We start from the raw sequence: 19,084 nt of genomic DNA, 5'->3' as shown, positions 1-19,084 counted from the left end.
CCTTGTCCTCCACCTAAAGGCGAAAGATGCCAGCGGTCGCCCGCTGGGGTTCCTGCTTCACCGACGACCGCCCCGTCCGGGAGGATTCCCGTTGAGGTCTTACACCGTCTCCACAGGCAGACGCCGCCAGCCCGGCGGCCAAAATGTTGCGTGCCGCGTTCACATCGCGGTCATGCACCGATGCACAGGTGTCGCACGTCCAGTCACGGAGGTGCAGAGGCAGTTTCCCGCGAACCGTGCCACAGATTCCGCACAGCTTGCTGCTGGGGAACCAGCGGTTTACCAGGACAAGTTCACGTCCATACCAGGCGCACTTGTACTCCAGCATCGAGCGGAGTTCCGTCCACGACGCATCCGAAATGGCGCGCGCGAGACGGCCGTTTCTCAACAGGTTGCGGACGGCGAGGTCCTCGATCACGACCGTTTGGTTCTCACGGACGAGACGAGTCGACAGCTTGTGCAGGAAATCCCGACGCCGGTCGGCGATCCGGGCATGGACGCGAGCGACCTTCACGCGGGCCTTGGCCCGATTGTTCGAGCCCTTGACCTTGCGCGACAGATCCCGCTGCCTACGGGCCAGCCTGGTGCGGTCGCGCTGCTCGTGTCTGGGGTTGCAGATCTTCTCCCCGGTGGACAGGGTCACCAAGAAGGAGATGCCTGCGTCGACACCGACAGCCGCCGTCGCGGCGGGAGCCGGGGCGACGGTGTCCTTGCACAGCAGGGAGACGAACCAGCGGCCCGCGCTGTCACGGGAGACGGTCACCGTCGTCGGCTCCGCACCCGGCGGCAGCGGACGCGACCAACGGATGTCCAAAGGTCCGGCCATCTTGGCCAGCGTCAGCTTCCCGTCACGCCAGGTGAAGCCGGCGCGAGTGTACGAGGCGGATGCACGGGACTTCTTACGCGACTTGTAGCGCGGGTAACTGGTCCGCTTGGCGAAGAAGTTGGTGAACGCCGTTTGCAGATGTCGCAACGCCTGTTGGAGTGGGACAGCGGGAACTTCGGCCAGGAAAGCCAGCTCCTCGGTCTTCTTCCACTGCGTCAGCGCCGCGGACGACTGTGCGTAGGAGATCCGGCGCTGTTCGCTGTTCCAGGCCCGTGTGCGCTCCTCCAGTGCCCGGTTGTACACGAAGCGGACGCAACCAAACGTGCGAGACAGCTCAGCTGCCTGCCGGTCCGTCGGGTAGAAGCGGTACTTGAAAGCCCGCCTGACCTGAAGCGTCACACCTCGCACCATAGCAATTCCATTAAGAGCGAAGGCCGGTGGCCGGTGACTGGTGACCGGCGAATCGTCGTGGCAGCGATGCGCATTTTCCTGCCCTGCCCCGCAGGGGCATTGTCTCTCCGGCCTGACGGCCGGAGCATCCCCGAAGGGACGACCTGATGACCAATTCCGCCGTAGGCACAGCGGACGGCGCGGACCGGGTCCAGCGGGCGCTGCGCACGCTCCTGGAGGAACGCGACCGCCTCCGCCAGGAGAACGACGCCCTCAAGGCCGGCCGCGGCGAGCCCATCGCCGTGGTCGCCATGGCCTGCCGCTACCCGGGAGGCGTGCGGAGCCCCGAGGACCTGTGGGACGTGGTCCGCGAGGGCCGCGACGTCATCGGCGACTTTCCCACGGACCGCGGATGGCGCGACGTGTACGACCCGGACCGCGACGCCACCGGCCACGCCTACACCGACCAGGGCGGCTTCCTGGACGACGTCGCCGGCTGGGACGCCGACTTCTTCGGCACCAGCCCGCGCGAGGCACTCGCCGTCGACCCGCACCACCGCCTGCTGCTGGAGACCTCCTGGGAGGCCTTCGAACGCGCCGGCATCGTCCCCGCCGACGTCCGCGGCTCCGAGGTCGGCGTCTTCTCCGGGGTCAGCTCCTCCGAGTACGGCTGGCGCTTCCTGGAGGGCGGCCAGAAGGACCTGGAGGGCTACCTGCTCTACGGCAGCGCCCTGAGCGTCGCCTCCGGCCGCGTCGCCTACGAACTGGGCCTGACCGGACCCGCCGTGTCGGTCGACACGGCCTGCTCGTCCTCGCTGGTCGCCCTCCACATGGCGGTGCAGTCCCTGCGCTCGGGCGAGTGCTCCCTGGCGCTGGCCGGCGGGGCACTGGTGATGGCCACACCCGCCATGTTCGTCGAGTTCTCCCGCCAGGCCGCCCTCTCGCCCGACGGCCGCTGCAAGGCCTTCGCGGACGGCGCCGACGGCACCGGCTGGGCCGAGGGCGTGGGCGTACTGCTCCTGGAGCGGCTGTCCGACGCCCGCCGCAACAACCACCCGGTGCTGGCCCTCGTACGCGGCAGCGCGGTCAACCAGGACGGCGCCAGCAACGGCCTCACCGCCCCCAACGGCCGCGCCCAGGAGAAGGTGATGCGAAAAGCCCTGGCCAACGCGGGCGTCACCTCCGCCGAGGTCGACCTCGTCGAGGCCCACGGCACCGGCACCGTGCTCGGCGACCCCATCGAGGCCGGCGCACTGCTGGCCACCTACGGCCAGGGCCGCGACCAGGACCGGCCGCTGTGGCTGGGCTCCCTGAAGTCGAACCTCGGACACGCCCAGGCCGCCGCCGGAGTCGGCGGCGTCATCAAGACCGTGATGGCCCTGCGCCACGGCCACCTGCCCAAGACCCTGCACGTGACCGAACCCTCGCGCCACGTGGACTGGTCCGCCGGCGCGGTCCGCGTCCTGACCGAGGCACGCGCGTGGACGAAGACGGACGGCCCGCGGCGGGCCGGGGTGTCCTCCTTCGGCGTCAGCGGCACCAACGCCCACATCGTCCTGGAGGAGGCCCCGCCCCAGGAACAGCCCGACCCGCACGACGAGCGCGACGGCGCGGGCGTCGTCGGCGGCCTGATCCCGTGGACCGTGTCCGGCAAGACCGCGGGGGCCCTGCGCCAGCAGGCGGCCCGACTGCGCGACTTCGCCGCCGGCACCGGCCTGGACCTCGCCGGAGCCGGCTGGTCGCTGCTCGCGAACCGCTCACGCTTCGAGCACCGCGCGGTCGTGCTGGGCCGCACCAAGGACGAACTCCTGGACGCACTGGGCGCGTTGAGCCAGGGCACGGAGTCCGCCGCGGTGGTCGACGGCACGGCCGGAGCCCTCGGCTCCGTCGCCTTCATGTTCCCCGGCCAGGGCTCCCAGTGGGCCGGCATGGGCCGCGAACTGTACGCCGCCTTCCCCGTCTTCGCGCGGAGCATGGACGCCTGCGCCGACGCCCTGGCCGAGTGGACCGACTGGTCCCTGCTCGACGTCATCCGCGGCGTGCCGGACGCGCCGGGACTGGACCGGGTGGACGTGGTGCAGCCCGCGCTGTTCTCGGTGATGGTGTCCATGGCCGCCCTGTGGCGGTCCTGGGGCGTCCAGCCGTCCGCGGTGGTGGGCCACAGCCAGGGCGAGATCGCCGCCGCCCACGTGTGCGGCGCGCTGTCCCTGCGGGACGCCACCAAGATCGTGGCGCTGCGCAGCAAGGCCCTGGTGGAACTGATCGGACACGGTGGCATGGCCTTCGTCGCCGAGTCCGAGACGGTGGTGCAGCAGCACCTGACGCCGTGGAGCGACCGCATCGGTATCGCCGTGGTCAACGGACCCCGCGCGGTCGTGGTGTCCGGAGAACCCGACGCGCTCGACGAATTCATCGAGAAGATGAAGGCCGACGGCCGCCAGGCCCAGCGCATCAAGGTCGATTACGCCTCGCATTCGCATCAGGTGACCCGGGTACGGGACGAGGTGATCCGCGCCCTGTCCGACGTGAGCCCGAAATCGTCGGAACTGCCTTTCTATTCGACCCTGTACGGCGAAATCATCGACACCGCGCGGCTGGACGCCGAATACTGGTACAACAACCTGCGCGAGAAGGTCCGCTTCGAATCCTCCGTGCGCCAGATGGCCGCGGACGGCTTCCGGGTCTTCGTCGAGATGAGCCCGCACCCCGTGCTGACCGTCCCCGTGCAGGAGATGACCGAGGACCTGGACGACGCACTCGTGCTGTCCTCCTCGCGGCGCGGCCGGGGCGAGACGGAGGCCGTCCTGTCCTCGCTGGCCGCGCTCCACGTCCGGGGCGGAGACGTCGACTGGGCCGCCCTGTTCACCACCCGCCGGCAGATCGACCTGCCGACCTACGCCTTCCAGCGGCAGCGGTACTGGCTCAGCTCCGCACCCACCGCCGCCGTGGCCGCACAAGCTTCCCCGACAGAACCGCCTCAGGCGGCCGACGACCAGCAAGTTCCGCTGCCGCAGCGGCTCGTGGCGCTCGTCCCCGACGACGCCCAGGCCCTCGTCCTGGACCACGTCCTCGAACGGGTCGCCGTCGTCCTCGGCCACCCCTCCACCGAATCCATCGACCCCGACGGCGAGTTCACGAAGATCGGCTTCGACTCGATGCTGTCGGCGGACCTGAGCAAACGCCTGACCGCCTCCACCGGCCTGAAGCTGCGCCCGAACGTGGTGCTGCGCCATCCCTCACCGCGGCTGATCGCCCGGCACATCGTCTCCTCGCTGGCCGCACCCGGCACACGCTGACCGCCCGCCCGGCCGGCGTCCGCCGGGCGGGCGGCCGGGCGGCCGGGCGATCGACCGCGTCGCGGGCGCCGCCGCGCCCGCGCGAAAACGCGTCACCCGGGGAAAGTCCCGCCGCCGGAAACTCCCGCAGGAATGTCCCGCCGGCGGGACACCGCAAGCCCCCGACAGGCTTGTCCCGCCCCCGTACCAAGTTGTCTTGACCTGCCGATTCACCTTCCGTGAAGGTGGGGTGATCTGCGAATTCCTCCGATTCCCGGACCTGTTTGCTGAGGGGTTGATCCGTGTGCGTGCATTCGCTGCTTCGTCCGCGCATAAAGGACTGTGGCTGGCGGAGGAAATGTCTGCCGACACACTGAACCACGCACTGACCATGTGGGACGTGGCCGGTGAACTCGACGCGGCCGTCATGGAATCCGCGTTCCTGCACGTGCTGGAGGAGGCCGAGGTCCTGCGCGTCACCTTCGCCGACGACGGCGAGGGACTGCGCCTTTCGCCGCGCGAACTGGGGGACTGGCGGCCCTTCCACCTCGACCTGTGTGCCGAGGCGGACCCCGAGCGGGCGGCCCGCGAGGCGCTGGCCGACCTGATCCGCAAGCCGTTCGACCTCGGACACGACCTGCTGTTCCGGACGGGCGTCATCACCCTCGCACCGGACCGCTCCCTCGTGGTGATCGCCTACCACCACCTCGTCTCGGACGGGTTCGGCACCGGCGGTCTGCTCTCCCGGCGCCTGGCCGAGGTCTACACGGCACTGACCCGCGGCGAGCAGGTCCCCGCCCTGCCGCACCCCTGGGACGCCGAACCGTTCGCCTCCGAGGCCGCCGGCTACCTCGCCTCCCAGGAGTTCGCCGAGGACACCGCGTTCTGGCGCGACTACCTCACCGACGCGCCCGCCCCCGCCCGGATCCCGCGCGTCGCCCTGTCCGACGCCGACCGCGCCGCGCTGTCCGAGCCGATGAGCGACGCCGACCGCTGGGGCGAGTTGACCGAGCCCATCGGCATGGTCAGCCGCACCCTGACGGTCCCGCGCGCCGAGGCCGACGCCTGGACCCGGGCGGCGAAGGCGATGGGCGTGTTCACCTCCACCCTGCTGACCACCGCCGCGGCCGTCTTCTTCCGCCACCGCTGCGACCGCCCCGAGTTCCTGCTCTCCCTCGCCGTCGGCAACCGCGTCGGCGTCGCGAGCCGCACCCCCGGCCTCGCCGTGAACGTCGTCCCCGTCCGCGTGAAGGTCCCGCTGGACACCACGTTCACCGACCTCGCCGACGCGATCGGCGACGAGACGTACGAGATCTCCGGCCACACCGCCTGCCACTACTCGGACATCCAGCGCGCGAGCCGGACCGCCCTGAGCGACCGCGGCAGCTTCGGCGCCGTCATGAACGTCGTCGAGTTCGTCGACCAGCTCCGCTTCGGCGACCACCCGGCCCGCTACCTCGGCGGAACCACCGGCTCCTTCGACGAACTGTCCATCGGCGTCTACAGCGACGGCAGCGCCGACAGCGACCTCTACATTCGCCTCGACGCCCCCGCACGCCTCTACCACCGGGCGGAACTGCGGTTCATCGGCGAGGAGCTGATCGAGCACATCCGCGCGGTGGCGGCCGACGGGGACCAGCGGGTCGGCGCCCTCGACGTCCTCACCGGGGCCGGGCGCGAGCGGGTGCTGACCGGGTCTGACGACACCGGCGCACCGCTTCCCGCCCTGACGGTCCCTCAACTTTTCGCCCGCCAGGCGGCATCGGCCCCCGACGCCGTCGCCCTCCAGTCCGGCGACCTGACCCTCTCCTACCGTGAACTGGACGAGCGCTCCGGCCGTCTGGCCGACGCGCTGCGCACACGCGGTGTCGGGCCCGACACGGTCGTGGCCGTCGCGCTGGAGCGGTCGGCGGACCTGGCCGTCGCCCTGCTGGGCGTGGTGAAGGCCGGCGGAGCCTACCTGCCCCTGGACCCGGCGCTGCCCGCGGCACGGGCCCGACTCGTGGCCGGCGACGCCGCCGCACACGCCCTGCTCACCGACGCCGCGACCGCCCAGGCCCTCTCCACCGGCCTGGAGCTCCCGGCCCTCGTACTGGCCGACCTCACCACCACAGCCGCCGCCGAACCGGCCGCCACCCCGTCGGCCACCGCCCCGGCCACGGCGGCACCGGCCACAGACGCCGCCCCGGCCGCCACAGCCACGGCCCCGGCCGCCGCCGACGGTGCCGCACCGGCCACCACCGGGCTCCCGCACCCCGACAACCTCGTGGCCGTGAGCCCCACCTCGACGACCGGTGCCGCCACCGCCGTCGGCATCACCCACCGCGCCCTGGTGCGGCTCGTCCTGGACCGCGCCTGGCACGGCGCCGCACGGGGCACCGTGCTGTGGCACACCCCGGCCACCTCCGAGGCCCTCGCCCTCGAACTGTGGGCGCCCCTGCTGGGCGGCGGCCGCGTGGTCGTGGCTCCCCCCGGCGAACTCGACACGGACGCACTGACCCGGGCCCACGCCGAGCACGGCGTCACCGCGGTGTGGCTGCCCGCCGGCCGGTTCACGGCGATCGCCGCCCAGCGGCCCGCCTCCCTGGCCGCACTGCGCGAGGTGTTCACCGGCGGCGACCGCGTCCCCGCGGCCGCGCTGCGCCGTGTCCGCGAGGCCTGCCCCGACACGACGATCGTCACCGGCCACGGCCCCACGGAAGCCGCCGGGTTCGCCGCCACCGACCGCCTGAGCGCGGACCGGCCGGAACACCGGCCGGGCACCCTCGGCCGCCCCGCCGACCACACCCGCCTCCACGTCCTGGGCCCGGGCCTGGCACCCGTCCCCGCCGGCGTCACCGGCGAGCTGTACGTGGCCGGCTCCGGCACGGCGCGCGGATACCTCGGACGCCCCGGACCGACCGCGGAGCGCTTCGTGCCCTGCCCCTTCGGCCCGCCCGGCACCCTGATGCACCGCACCGGCGACCGGGTGCGGTGGTGCGCCGACGGCCGGATCGAGCACGTCGCCGACGCGGGCGCCCAGGCCGACATACGCGGTGCCGGCGTCGAGCCGGCCGAGGTCGAGGAGGTACTGGCCGAGCACCCCCACCTCGCCCACGCGGCCGTCGCCGTCAAACCGGACGCGGCCGGGCAGCAGCGCATGGTGGCCTACGTCGTCCCGGTCGACGGCCGCGCCGTGTCCGGCGACGAGCTGCGCGCCTTCGCCGCGAAACGGCTCCCCGAGTCCGTGGTCCCGGCCCTGTTCACCGTGCTGGACCATCTGCCGGTGACGGCGTCCGGCCGCCTCGACCGGGCGGCCCTGCCCGAGCCCGTCACCGAACCGGACACCCACCGCGCACCGCGCAACGACACCGAACGGATCCTCGCCAAGGCGTTCGCCGAGGTGCTGGAGCTGGACCGGGTCGGCATCGACGAGGACTTCTTCGACCTCGGCGGCAACTCGCTGCGCGCGATCCGGCTGGTCGGCCTGATCCGGGCCGAGCTCAAGCAGGAGGTGTCCATCCGCCGCCTGTTCGCGGCACGCACCATCACCGGCCTGTCGGACATGTGGAAGGACCTCGGCCGATCCAGCAGGCCGAGCCTGCGCAGGCGGACGAAGGAGGGCGCGGTCCTCTGACGCCGGAGGTCCCCGACGCGGTTCGGCACGGTGAAGGCGAAGGCGAAGGCGAAGGAATCCATGGACTCTTTGACACAGGCCCTGCTCTCCGGGGCCGGCCCCGACGAGATCGGGCGGCACGAACTCCCCTCGACCTACGAGGCGGCGCACCTCCTGACCGCGGACCTCGGCATGTTCGACGGCGTCGCGGACAACGACGTACGCAAGTCGCTGCACGTCGGGCAGGTCCCCATGCCGGACATCGCGCCGGACGAGGTGGTCGTCGCCGTCATGGCGAGCTCCATCAACTACAACACCGTGTGGTCGGCGACGTTCGAGCCGGTCCCCACCTTCGAGTTCCTCAAGCGCGGCGCCCGCCAAGGAGGTTGGGCCGCCCGGCACGACCTGCCTCATCACCAGGTCGGCTCGGACGCCTCCGGCGTCGTCGTACGCGCCGGGGCCGGGGTGCGGCACTGGAAGCCGGGCGACCACGTCGTCGTGAGCTGTGTCCAGGTCGACGAGCAGGAACCGGCCACGCACGCCGACGCCATGCTCGGACAGGGACAGAAGATCTGGGGCTACGAGACCAACTTCGGCGGCCTCGCCCACTACGCCGTGGTCCGCGCCAGCCAACTCCTGCCCAAGCCCGCCCACTTGACCTGGGAGGAGTCGGCCGGCGTCCTGCTGACCGCGGCGACCTCCTACCGGATGCTGGTCGGCGACAACGGAGCCCGGATCAAGCAGGGCGACATCGTCCTCATCTGGGGCGCCACCGGCGGCCTCGGCGCGTTCGCGGTGCAGATGGTCAAGAACGCGGGCGGCACCCCCATCGGCGTGGTCGGCTCCGAACACAAGGCCGAGGCACTGCGCCGCCTGGGCTGCGACGTGATCATCAACCGCAACGACATCGGCCTGGGCGGCGACGACGCGCTCACCCCCGAGCGCACCATCGAGCTGGGCAAACGGCTCGGACGCGAGATCCGCCGGCAGGTCGGCGAGGACCCGCACGTCGTCTTCGACTACGTCGGCCGGGCCACCTTCGGGATCTCCGTGTTCGTCGTGCGCAAGGGCGGCACCGTCGTCACCTGCGGCTCCAGCACCGGCTACGACCACCACTTCGACAACCGCTACCTGTGGATGAACCTCAAGCGGATCATCGGCAGTCACGCCGCGAACCTCCAGGAACAGGCCGAGTGCAACCGGCTCTTCCGGCTCGGACACCTCGCACCGATCCTCTCCGAGGTCTACCCGCTGGCGGACGTGGGCGAGGCAGCACGCCTGGTCCAGCAGAACAGGCACACCGGCAAGGTCGGCGTCCTGTGCCTCGCCCCCGAACAAGGACTCGGCGTCACCGACCCCGCCCTGCGCGAGAAGATCGGCGTCCAGCGCCTCAACCCGCTGCGCCCGGGCGCACCCGACCACACCGGGGTGTCCTGACATGGGCATCGGCATACTCTCCACCGGCTCCTACCTGCCCAAGCACGAGGTCGGCAACGAGGAGGTCGCCGAACGCGTCGGCGTCACCGCCGAGTGGATCGAACGCAAGACGCAGATCAGATCCCGCCGCTACGCCGCCGAGCACGAGGCGACCTCCGACCTGGCCGTCAAGGCCGGCGAACGCGCCCTGGACCAGGCCGGTCTGAGTCCCGGGCAGATCGACCACATCATCGTCTCCACCTCCACCGGCGACTTCCCGCAGCCGCCCACCTCCTACCTGGTCCAGCACGGCCTGGGCGCCTACGGCGCGGCCTGCTTCGACGTCAACGTCGTGTGCAGCGGCTTCGTCTACGCCCTGGCGCTGGCCCACAGCCTGGTGACCGTGGACCCGGACGCCCGCGTCCTGGTCATCGGCGCGGACGTCTACTCGCGGATCCTGGACTTCACCGACCGCAGGACCGCGATCCTGTTCGCCGACGGCGCCGGCGCCGCGGTCGTCGGCACGGTCCCCGACCCGCACGGGATCATCGCCACCGACCTGGCCAGCCGCGGCGACGCCCACCACCTGATCCGCGTCGAGGCCGGCGGCAGCCGCCGGCCCGCCTCGGCGGCGACCGTCGCCGAGGGTGGCCACTACTTCAAGATGGACGGCCGCGGGGTACGGGACTTCGTCGCCGAGCACGTCCCGCCCGCGCTCCTGGCCCTCACCCGCAGGGCCGGCGTCGACATCGCGGCCGTCGACCACTTCGTACCGCACCAGGCCAACGGCGTGATGCTCGGCGAGGTCGTCGAGCGCACCGGACTGGGCGCCGCGCACACCCACCGCACACTGACCCGCTACGGCAACGTCGGCAGCGCCTCCGTACCGGTCGCCCTGGACGAGGCCCACCGCACCGGCGCCCTCCAGGCGGGCGACCTGGTCCTGCTCGCCGGCTTCGGCGGGGGCATGTCGATCGGAGCGACACTTCTGAACTGGGGGACCCCCGCATGACCTTCTCCACACCCACGGCCGGTGCCGGCATCGAGCGGGTCGGCGTCGCCGGCAGCGGCATCATGGGCACCGGCATCGCCGAACTGTGCGCCAAGACCGGACTGGACGTGAAGGTCGCGGTGTTCTCCGAGGCCTCGCTGGCGGGCGCGCCGCAACGGCTGGCCGCATCGCTCGACCGGGGCGTCGCCAAGGGCAAACTGACCGCGCCCGAACGCGACGCGGCGCTGGCCCGGGTGTCGTTCACCCGCGATCTCGCCGACCTCGCGGACCGCCAACTGGTCATCGAGGCGGTCAAGGAGGACGAGCAGCTCAAACGGGAGCTGTTCGCCGCCCTCGACAAGACCGTCGAGGACCCGGACGCGATCCTGGCCACCAACACCTCCTCCATCCCCGTCGTCCGGCTCGCCGCCGCGACCCGCCGCCCCGGCCAGGTCCTGGGCATCCACTTCTTCAACCCGGTGCCCGCACTGCCCCTCGTCGAGCTGGTCTCCTCCGTCCTGACCGACGAGGCGGTCGGCGAGCGGGCCCTGGCCTTCGTCCGCGACACCCTGGGCAAGAAACCGATCGCCTCCCCGGACCGGGCCGGCTTCCTCGTCAACGCCCTGCTCTTCCCCTACCTGCTGTCCGCGATCCGGATGGTCGAGTCGGGCCTCGCCACCGCCGAGGTCGTCGACCAGGGCATGGAACAGGGCTGCGCGCACCCGATGGGCCCGCTGCGCCTGGCCGACCTCATCGGCCTGGACACCACCGTCTCCATCGCGCAGGCCATGTACGAGGAGTTCAAGGAGCCCCTGTACGCGCCGCCGCCGCTGCTGCTGCGCATGGTCGAGGGCGGCCTGCTGGGCAAGAAGTCCGGCCGGGGCTTTCACACCTACGCCTGAGCGAACACCTCCACCTGAGCGGCCTGCACCTGAGCGGGCACCTTTGATCCTGCGTTCATGAGCGGCGCACAGGCGTCTATTAAAGTGGCGTGCGGGCCGTGACTGGCGCTGAGGTGGAGCACCACCGGGGAGCGGCCTGACCGATCGGTCGATGCCGTGCGCCTGGGCGAGTGGTCAGCGACGCCTGGAGGCGACCATGTCCCCGACCCGGACAGCCCAGCTCATGGACGGCACCGGCCCTGCCCGGCGTCTCGTCGAGGAGACATCGACCAGGGCGGCGGAGCTTGCCCGCCGGACCGGTGTGACGCCTTGCCTGGCAACGGTGCTGGTGGGTGAGGATCCGGCGTCGGTGACGTACGTCCGCATGAAGCGGGCCCGCTGCGCGAGGGCGGGCATCGAGTCCCGGCTCGTCGCCCTGCCGGCCGGCACGACGACCGCCGGGCTGGTGGAGAGGCTGCGGTCGCTCTCGCAGGACCCCGGTGTGCACGGCATCCTGCTGCAGCACCCCGTGGGCCCGCACATCGACGAGCGGGCGGCGTTCGAGGCCATCGCGCCGCAGAAGGACGTCGACGGGGTCACGACGAGTTCCTTCGCGGCGATGAGCTTCGCACTGCCCGGTTTCGCGTCGTGCACCCCGGGCGGCATCATGCGGCTCCTGGACGAGTACGACGTCGACCTCGCGGGCCGGCACGCCGTCGTCGTGGGCCGCAGCGCGATCCTCGGCAAGCCCGTCGGCATGCTCCTGCTCGCCCGGGACGCCACCGTCACCTACTGCCACTCGCGGACGGCCGACCTGGCCGCGGCCGTGCGCGAGGCGGACGTCGTCGTGGCGGCCGTGGGACGCCCGCGCCTGATCCGCGGCGAGGACGTCAAGCCGGGGGCCGTCGTGATCGACGCCGGATACAACCCCGGCAACGTCGGCGACGTCGACTTCGACACCGCCCGCACCCGCGCCCGCCTGATCACGCCGGTCCCCGGCGGCGTCGGCCCCATGACCATCGCGGTCCTGCTGGCCCAGACGGTCGACGCGGCGACCAGTCAGCTCGGGCTCACCCGCTGAGCGCGGCACGGCCACGAGGCGGAGCCCGGGTCGCCCCGGGCTCCGCCTGCTGGATGTCCCCCTGCGGTCAGGACGCGGCGGTCCGCGTGAGAAGTCCCTCCGTGACGGCGGCGGCGACCTTCTCGAGCTGGTCGAAGAGGTAGAAGTGCCCGCCGGGGAACACCTCCACCCGGAAGTCGCCGGTGGTGTGCTCGCGCCAGGAGTGGACGTCCTGGACCGTCGCGATCGGGTCGCTGTCCCCGATCAGCGCGGTCACCGGGGCCGTGAGCGGCCCGCCGTCGACGGGCCCGCGGTAGGTGCCCAGGATGCGGTAGTCGGCCCGCAGCGCCGGCAGTACCAGCTCCAGGATGTCGGGGTCCTCCAGCATGGACTGGTCGGTGCCGCCCAGCCGGCGCACCTCGGCCAGCATGTCGGCGTCGTCGTAGAGGTCGTAGGCGCTGTCGCGCAGGTCCGGGCCGCCCCGGCCGGAGAAGAACACCCGCTGCGGGGCGGGCAGTTGGCGCTCGGCGAGCCGGCGGGCCGTCTCGAACGCCACCAGCGAGCCCATGCTGTGCCCGAACAGGGCGTACGGCCGCCCGTCCGCGGCCAGTTCACGGGCCAGCTCCTCGGTCGCCGCCTCGGCGAGCGGCTCCAGCGCCGTGAACGGCTCCTCGCGGTAGCGGTCCTGGCGGCCCGGATACTGCACGGACACCACGTCGACGTCCGGGTGCAGGACGCGCGCCAGGTCCTTGAACGCCGTCGCGGAGCCCCCCGCGTGCGGGAAGCACACGAGGATCGGTCCGTCTGCGGCCGTCGTGGTGAAGCGTCGCAACCACGTGCTGTTCACGGTCGGTGTGTTCCCTTCGTGGGGTCGTCACGGCCGGCTCCCGCCGGAGCGGGAGCGGTCGGCCGTTCGTTTCGGGCGAAGGCCGTTCAGCCCGCGAGGGCCGGGCCGAACCAGGTTTCGAGGGCGGTCCGCAGCGCGGCGGCGTCGGGCACCGTGCCGGCGGCGGCCGCCCAGGCGACGTGGCCGTCCGGGCGGACGAGGACCGCGGCCGGGGCGGGGATCTCGCCGAGGGCCGGGACGATCCACTGCTCGTCCTCGGCGCGCGCCTCGACGACGTCCACGCGGCCGGCCCAGCCCGCGGCGACGGCCGCCGTCGCCGCGTCGCCGGACAGGTCCAGCAGGACCGGGCGGGCGGTGTGCAGCAGCTCGTGGACCCCGGTGGCGCCCCCGGACGCCTTCAGGTCGGCGTCGGGGACCCGGCGCCCGGTCAGCGGGTGGTCGCCGTCGAGGGGGTAGCGGATGTCCAGGGCCGTCAGCAGGTGGCGCAGGTACTGGTTGACCTCGTCGAACACCATCAGGGAACCGAATATCTCGCGCAGCGCGTCCGTCTGCGGCCCGGGGCGCACCAGGGCCGACTGCGCCCGGGTGTTGTGCAGCACCCGCTCCCCGACCGGGTGCCGCTCGGCGTGGTAGGTGTCCAGCAGGCTCTCCGGCGCCAGGCCGCGCACCACCGAGGCGAGCTTCCAGCCGAGGTTGACCGCGTCCTGCACGCCCATGTTCAGGCCCTGCCCGCCGGCCGGGAAGTGGATGTGCGCCGCGTCGCCCGCGAGCAGCACCCGCCCGTCGCGGTACCGGTCGGCCTGCCGGGCCGCGTCGTTGAACCGGGAGATCCACCGGGGGTTGCGCATGCCGAAATCGGTGCCCGCGACCCGTATCAGGGAGGCACGCAGCCCCTCGAACGTCACGCTCTCCTCGCGGTCCGCGACCCGGTCGAACTCCGAGGTGATCACCCGGTGCCAGCCCGGCTCGAACGCGATCGCCGAGTAGTCACCGGCCGGGGTGCGCCGCACCCAGACGTAGTCCTCGGGCAGATCGGGCAGTTCGACGTCACCGATCAGCGCCGTCATCGTCGCCTCGGTGCCGGGGAAGTCGATGCCCGCCAGCTTGCGCACCGTGCTGCGCCCGCCGTCGCAGCCCACCAGGTAGCGGGCGCGCAGCACCGCGGGCGCCGCCCCGCCGGTCTCCACCGTCACACCGCTCTCGTCCTGGCGGATGCCGTTCACCTCGCACGCGCGGCGCACCCGCACGCCGAGTTCGAGGGCCCATTCCTCCAGCAGCCGCTCGATGGCGGACTGCAGGATCATCAGCGGGTAGGGGTGGCGCGACTCCGACTCGTCGAAGTCGAGGTAGAGGCCGGAGAAGTGGCCCACCGGCTGCAGTTCGCCCTCCGCCAGGAAGCGTTCCAGGACGCCGCGCTGGTCCAGCACCTCCAGGGTGCGCGAGTGGACCCCGCCGGCCCGCGACTCGCCCGAGCGCTGCGCGAGCCGCTCGACCACGATCACCTCGGCGCCCGCCAACCGCAGTTCGCAGGCGAGCATCAGGCCCGTGGGCCCGGCGCCCGCGATCACCACGTCCGTGTCCGTGCCGGTGTCTCCCACGTGTGCCCCCTCGTTCCGCTGCGCCTGTCACGGCATTGGATGACTCCCACGCTCACGCACGCGGGGGAGTGGTTCAAGACAACTCGGCACCGGGGCAGGGCGGTTCACGGGCGCCTTGCCGTGTCCCGCCGGCGGGTCGCGCCGTGTCCCGCCGGCGGGACACGGCAAAGAGGGGGCGCGAAGACGGCGGCTCCGCCGGAGGGTTCTCCGGCGGAGCCAGGGTGTGCAGCGGGAGCGGTGCCGAAGGCGTACCGGTGCCGGTGGGTCAGGCGGCGTCGAGGGCCGCGGTGATCTTCTGGGCGGTCGCGGTGAGGGTGGGGCCGGGCTCGCCCTTGGAGGTACGGGCGGACGCCTCGACGGCGACGAGGACGGTGCCGCGGAAGTTGTCGGCCTCCTCGGGGGCCAGCTTCTTCAGCAGTTGCATGGCGGCGGTCAGAGCGGGCAGGACACGGTCGGCGATCTCGGCCGCGGACTTGCCGCTCATGTCCCCGACCGAGGACTTCTCCGCCAGCACATGGCCGACCAGCCCGGTGCCGGTGGTCAGGGCGATGCTGCCCTGGGTGGCCACCTTGTGCGGGGAGTCGGCGCCGGCGGCCGCGGCCATCAGCGTCACGGCCCCGTAGGCGGCGGTGCGCAGGGTGAGCTTGTCCTGGTCGTTGAGGGTGATCGACATGGTGGGGGGCTCCTTCGTGTCGTACGCCGTGCCCGGCGTCGCTCCGATTACGTGGCCCCACTGTGGCACACCCGTGGTGCCATGACGACCCATTAGTGGCGCCAATATGCGCCACGGGGTGACCTGTGCTCGTAAAGCCACAGCTCGGACGGCAGGACCCCGGACGCCGAAGCGACCGAATCTCGACGGCGCCACCACCAGAACCCACGCTCCGGCACCACCCGCGGCTCGGACCGCACCCGCCGACCCGCCACCGCCGGCCTCCCTCCGTCGGCGGACGGACGGGAGACCCACCGGCGCCCTCGGGGGATTGTGGGGACGCCGGCGGCCCCTTCGGCGCTCCAAGAAGGCTCTTGACCGTCCGCATCGGAGCTCACGACCGCGAGCGTCGCACGCCGCACTCGAGGAGAACTCGAGCGCCGCCGGAGCACCCGGCGCGCCCCCGGCGATCGTCGTCCGGCGCTCCAACCGCCTTCAAGTGCCCTGACGGAACCTGACGGTCGGCCCGTCGCACGGACGGCTGATCACGACGGCCGGAAAGGGGAACGTTGACTGGCTCCCTCTCCTGAAGGAGGGGATTCCTACGGCTCGCGCCGTGGGGGTTTCTGCTTCATCGCCGAGTGCCCGCCCGGAGTGTTCCGTTGAGGTCTTACGCCAGCTCCACAGACGGACGCCGTCAGCCCGACGGCCAGGATGTTCTTCGCCGCGTTCACGTCCCGGTCATGGGTCGTCCCGCAGTGGCATGTCCAGGTTCGGACGTGCAGCGGCATCTTGTCCTGCCGGCTGCCGCAGGTGGAGCAGAGCTGGGAGGAGGGGAAGAAGCGGTCGACCACGACCACTTCCCGCCCGTGCCAGGCCGCTTTGTACTCCAGCATGCTCCGGAACTCGCTCCATGCCGCGTCACTGATGGCGCGGGCCAGTTTCCGGTTCTTGACCATATTGCGGACGGTGAGGTCCTCGATCACGATCGTTTGATTCTCACGAACGAGCCGAGTGGTGAGCTTGTGCAGGTGATCGCGTCTGCGGTCGGCGATGCGGGCGTGAATCCCGGCGACCTTCCGGCGGGCCTTGGCCCGGTTCGCGCCCTCGCCCCCGGCCTTGCGGGCGAGCTGTCGCTGGGCCCGGGCGAGCCGGGCCCGGTCGCGCCGCTCGTGCCGGGGGTTGGTGATCTTCTCTCCGGTGGAGAGGGCCACCAGGTGATCCAGTCCGACGTCGATGCCGACGGCCGCGTCCGTGGCGGGCAGCGGCCCAAGGGTCGGGTCCTGGCAGAGCAGGGACACGAACCAGCGGCCGGCGGCGTCCTGCGACACCGTCACCGTGGACGGCGATGCATCGACAGGCAGGGCACGGGACCACACGATGTCGAGCGGCTCCGCCATTTTCGCCAGGGTCAGTCTGCCGTCCCGGAACCGGAACGCACTGGCGGTGTACTCCGCCGACCTCCGCGACTTCTTCCGCGACTTGAAGCGCGGGTACTTCGCGTGCTTGCCGTAGAAGTTGGTGAACGCCACCTGGAGATGCCGCAGAGCCTGTTGGAGCGGCACCGAGGAGACGCCGTTGAGGTAGGCGAGTTCCTCGGTCTTCTTCCAGGCCGTCAGCATCGCCGACGTCTGGTTGTAGTTCACCCGCTCCTGCCGCGTCCACGCCTCCGTGCGCACCGCGAGAGCCAGGTTGTAGACCTTGCGCACACAGCCGAACGTGCGCCACAACTCGGCAGCCTGCGCATCGGTCGGATAGAAGCGGTACTTGAAGGCCCGCTTCACATGAACGGCCCGCACGCCTCAAACAGTACGCCTCAACTCGTCGCTGCCCGAAGGCAACGGAGATAGGCGCCGGCTCGCCGGGGAGGCGAACCGGTATTCCCCGCCCTGCTCCGCAGAGGCTTCTCCTTCTTTCCGACTCAAGGACGTGGCGTCAACGAAAGGACTCCGATGACCGCCCTGGACGACACACCGGTCGGGCAGCGGCGCGGCACGGTCGCCGAACTCGCCGCCGTACGCGCCCGGATGCGCCGAGGACCCAGCGACGAGGCCACCGAGGCGCAGCACGCCAAGGGCAAGCTCACCGCCCGCGAACGCCTCCAACTCCTCTTCGACGACGGCCGGTTCACCGAGATCGAAGGACTGCGCCGACACCGGGCCAGCGGCTTCGGCCTGGAGGACAGACGCCCCTGGACCGACGGCGTCGTCACCGCCTGGGGCCGCGTCTTCGGCCGTACCGTCTTCGCCTACGCCCACGACTTCCGCATCTTCGGAGGCTCCCTCGGCGAGGCCCACGCCGAGAAGATCCACAAGATCATGGACATGGCCGCCACGGCGGGCGCCCCGATCGTGGGCCTGTGCGACGGCGCCGGAGCACGCATCCAGGAAGGCGTGAGTGCGCTCGCCGGCTACGGCGGCATCTTCCAGCGCAACGTCCGCAACTCCGGGGTCATCCCGCAGATCAGCGTGATGATGGGCCCCTGCGCGGGCGGCGCGGCCTACTCTCCGGCCCTGAGCGACTTCGTGTTCATGGTGCGCGGCACCTCGCAGATGTTCATCACCGGCCCCGACGTCGTGCAGGCCGTCACCGGGGAGAGGATCGGCCACGACGAACTCGGCGGCGCCGACGCCCACACCACCCTGTCCGGAGTCGCCCACTTCGCCTACGACGACGAGGAGAGTTGCCTCGCCGACGTCCGCTACCTGCTGTCCTTCCTGCCCGCCGACAACCGCGAACAGCCGCCGTCCGAGCCCACCGCCGACCGGCCCGACCGGCTCACCCCGGCCCTGCTCGACCTGGTGCCCGGCGACGGGAAACGCGCCTACGACATGCGCGAGGTCATCGAGGAGTTCGTCGACAGCGGCGACTTCTTCGAGGTGCACGAGGCATGGGCACCCAACGTCGTGTGCGCCCTGGCCCGGCTCGACGGCCACGTCGTCGGCATCGTCGCCAACCAGCCCGCCGCCCTCGCCGGCGTCCTCGACATCAAGGGCAGCGAGAAGGCGGCCCGCTTCGTGCAGATGTGCGACTCCTTCAACATCCCGCTCGTGACCCTGGTCGACGTGCCCGGCTTCCTGCCCGGCGTCGGCCAGGAACACGGCGGCATCATCCGGCACGGCGCGAAACTCCTCTACGCCTACTGCAACGCCACCGTCCCCCGGATCCAGCTCATCCTGCGCAAGGCCTACGGCGGCGCCTACATCGTCATGGACTCCCGCTCCATCGGCTCAGACCTGTCACTGGCGTGGCCCGGCAACGAGATCGCGGTGATGGGCGCGGAGGGCGCCGCGGGCGTCGTCTTCCGGCGCGAGATCGCGGCCGCCGCCGACCCCGCCCTCGCCCGCGAACAGCACATCAAGGAGTACCGGGAACAGCTCATGCACCCCTACCACGCCGCCGAACGCGGCCTGGTGGACGACGTCATCGACCCCGCCGAGACCCGCGTCCGGCTCATCGACGCCCTCGCCGTCCTGCGCACCAAATACGTGCCCCAGCCCTCCCGCAAACACGGCAACCCACCGCAATGACCCCCGGCCCGCCGCCCTTCGGC

At 71.8% G+C, this 19,084-nt stretch carries 12 protein-coding genes and 1 riboswitch; of the genes, 7 read left to right on the top strand and 5 right to left on the bottom strand.

All coding sequences use genetic code 11. The features are described 5' to 3' along the window. Window positions 1-13: 13 nt before the first annotated feature. On the bottom strand, window positions 14-1,225 hold the full coding sequence (locus tag ACFRIC_RS00305; protein WP_382778217.1) for an RNA-guided endonuclease InsQ/TnpB family protein: 1,212 nt from the start codon (window positions 1,223-1,225) through the stop codon (window positions 14-16). Window positions 1,226-1,383: 158 nt separating this feature from the next. Between ACFRIC_RS00305 and ACFRIC_RS00300 the strand changes: the two genes are divergently transcribed. The 6 genes from ACFRIC_RS00300 to ACFRIC_RS00275 all read left to right on the top strand — a co-directional run bounded on the left by ACFRIC_RS00300 (window position 1,384) and on the right by ACFRIC_RS00275 (window position 12,455). Continuing rightward, entirely contained in the window at window positions 1,384-4,512 is a 3,129-nt protein-coding gene (locus tag ACFRIC_RS00300) for a type I polyketide synthase (protein ID WP_382778216.1), read from the top strand. Window positions 4,513-4,741: 229 nt separating this feature from the next. Then, window positions 4,742-8,107 carry an AMP-binding protein gene (locus ACFRIC_RS00295; protein WP_382778855.1) on the top strand — a complete coding sequence of 1,122 codons (3,366 nt, stop codon included), beginning with the start codon at window positions 4,742-4,744 and terminating at the stop codon, window positions 8,105-8,107. Window positions 8,108-8,167: 60 nt separating this feature from the next. Next, window positions 8,168-9,523, top strand: a complete 1,356-nt coding sequence (gene ccrA / locus ACFRIC_RS00290) for a crotonyl-CoA carboxylase/reductase (RefSeq protein WP_382778215.1) — start codon at window positions 8,168-8,170, stop codon at window positions 9,521-9,523. A 1-nt stretch (window position 9,524) separates the two neighbouring features. Then, the gene (locus ACFRIC_RS00285) at window positions 9,525-10,514 is read left to right on the top strand and encodes a 3-oxoacyl-ACP synthase III family protein (protein WP_382778214.1); all 990 of its coding nucleotides are present in this window, start codon (window positions 9,525-9,527) and stop codon (window positions 10,512-10,514) included. After that, window positions 10,511-11,395 carry a 3-hydroxybutyryl-CoA dehydrogenase gene (locus tag ACFRIC_RS00280; RefSeq protein WP_382778213.1) on the top strand — a complete coding sequence of 295 codons (885 nt, stop codon included), beginning with the start codon at window positions 10,511-10,513 and terminating at the stop codon, window positions 11,393-11,395. Before ACFRIC_RS00285 ends, ACFRIC_RS00280 begins: the two co-directional genes overlap by 4 nt. Before the next feature lie 88 nt (window positions 11,396-11,483). Continuing rightward, window positions 11,484-11,570, top strand: a riboswitch (ZMP/ZTP riboswitch). Window positions 11,571-11,591: 21 nt separating this feature from the next. After that, entirely contained in the window at window positions 11,592-12,455 is an 864-nt protein-coding gene (locus tag ACFRIC_RS00275) for a bifunctional 5,10-methylenetetrahydrofolate dehydrogenase/5,10-methenyltetrahydrofolate cyclohydrolase (RefSeq protein ID WP_382778212.1), read from the top strand. Window positions 12,456-12,522: 67 nt separating this feature from the next. Here ACFRIC_RS00275 and ACFRIC_RS00270 read toward each other — a convergent pair whose 3' ends face one another. The 4 genes from ACFRIC_RS00270 to ACFRIC_RS00255 all read right to left on the bottom strand — a co-directional run bounded on the left by ACFRIC_RS00270 (window position 12,523) and on the right by ACFRIC_RS00255 (window position 17,330). Continuing rightward, on the bottom strand, window positions 12,523-13,281 hold the full coding sequence (locus ACFRIC_RS00270) for a thioesterase II family protein (protein ID WP_382778211.1): 759 nt from the start codon (window positions 13,279-13,281) through the stop codon (window positions 12,523-12,525). 86 nt (window positions 13,282-13,367) lie between these two features. Next, window positions 13,368-14,879 (bottom strand): FAD-dependent monooxygenase, encoded by a 1,512-nt coding sequence (locus ACFRIC_RS00265; RefSeq protein ID WP_382778210.1) that lies wholly within the window; start codon window positions 14,877-14,879, stop codon window positions 13,368-13,370. A 265-nt stretch (window positions 14,880-15,144) separates the two neighbouring features. Beyond that, entirely contained in the window at window positions 15,145-15,552 is a 408-nt protein-coding gene (locus ACFRIC_RS00260) for a hypothetical protein (RefSeq protein ID WP_382778209.1), read from the bottom strand. Between the two features lie 581 nt (window positions 15,553-16,133). Next, entirely contained in the window at window positions 16,134-17,330 is a 1,197-nt protein-coding gene (locus tag ACFRIC_RS00255; protein WP_382778208.1) for an RNA-guided endonuclease InsQ/TnpB family protein, read from the bottom strand. A gap of 153 nt (window positions 17,331-17,483) precedes the next feature. Here ACFRIC_RS00255 and ACFRIC_RS00250 point away from each other — a divergent pair, with 153 nt between their 5' ends. Next, complete coding sequence (locus ACFRIC_RS00250) at window positions 17,484-19,061, top strand: acyl-CoA carboxylase subunit beta (RefSeq protein WP_382778207.1); 1,578 nt, start codon at window positions 17,484-17,486, stop codon at window positions 19,059-19,061. Window positions 19,062-19,084 lie beyond the last annotated feature (23 nt).

The organism is Streptomyces sp. NPDC056738, assembly GCF_042790435.1.
In the GTDB taxonomy this organism is placed as follows: Bacteria; Actinomycetota; Actinomycetes; order Streptomycetales; family Streptomycetaceae; genus Streptomyces.
Note: the sequence above shows the minus strand (reverse complement) of the source record. Positions and strands in the feature narration are given on the sequence as shown.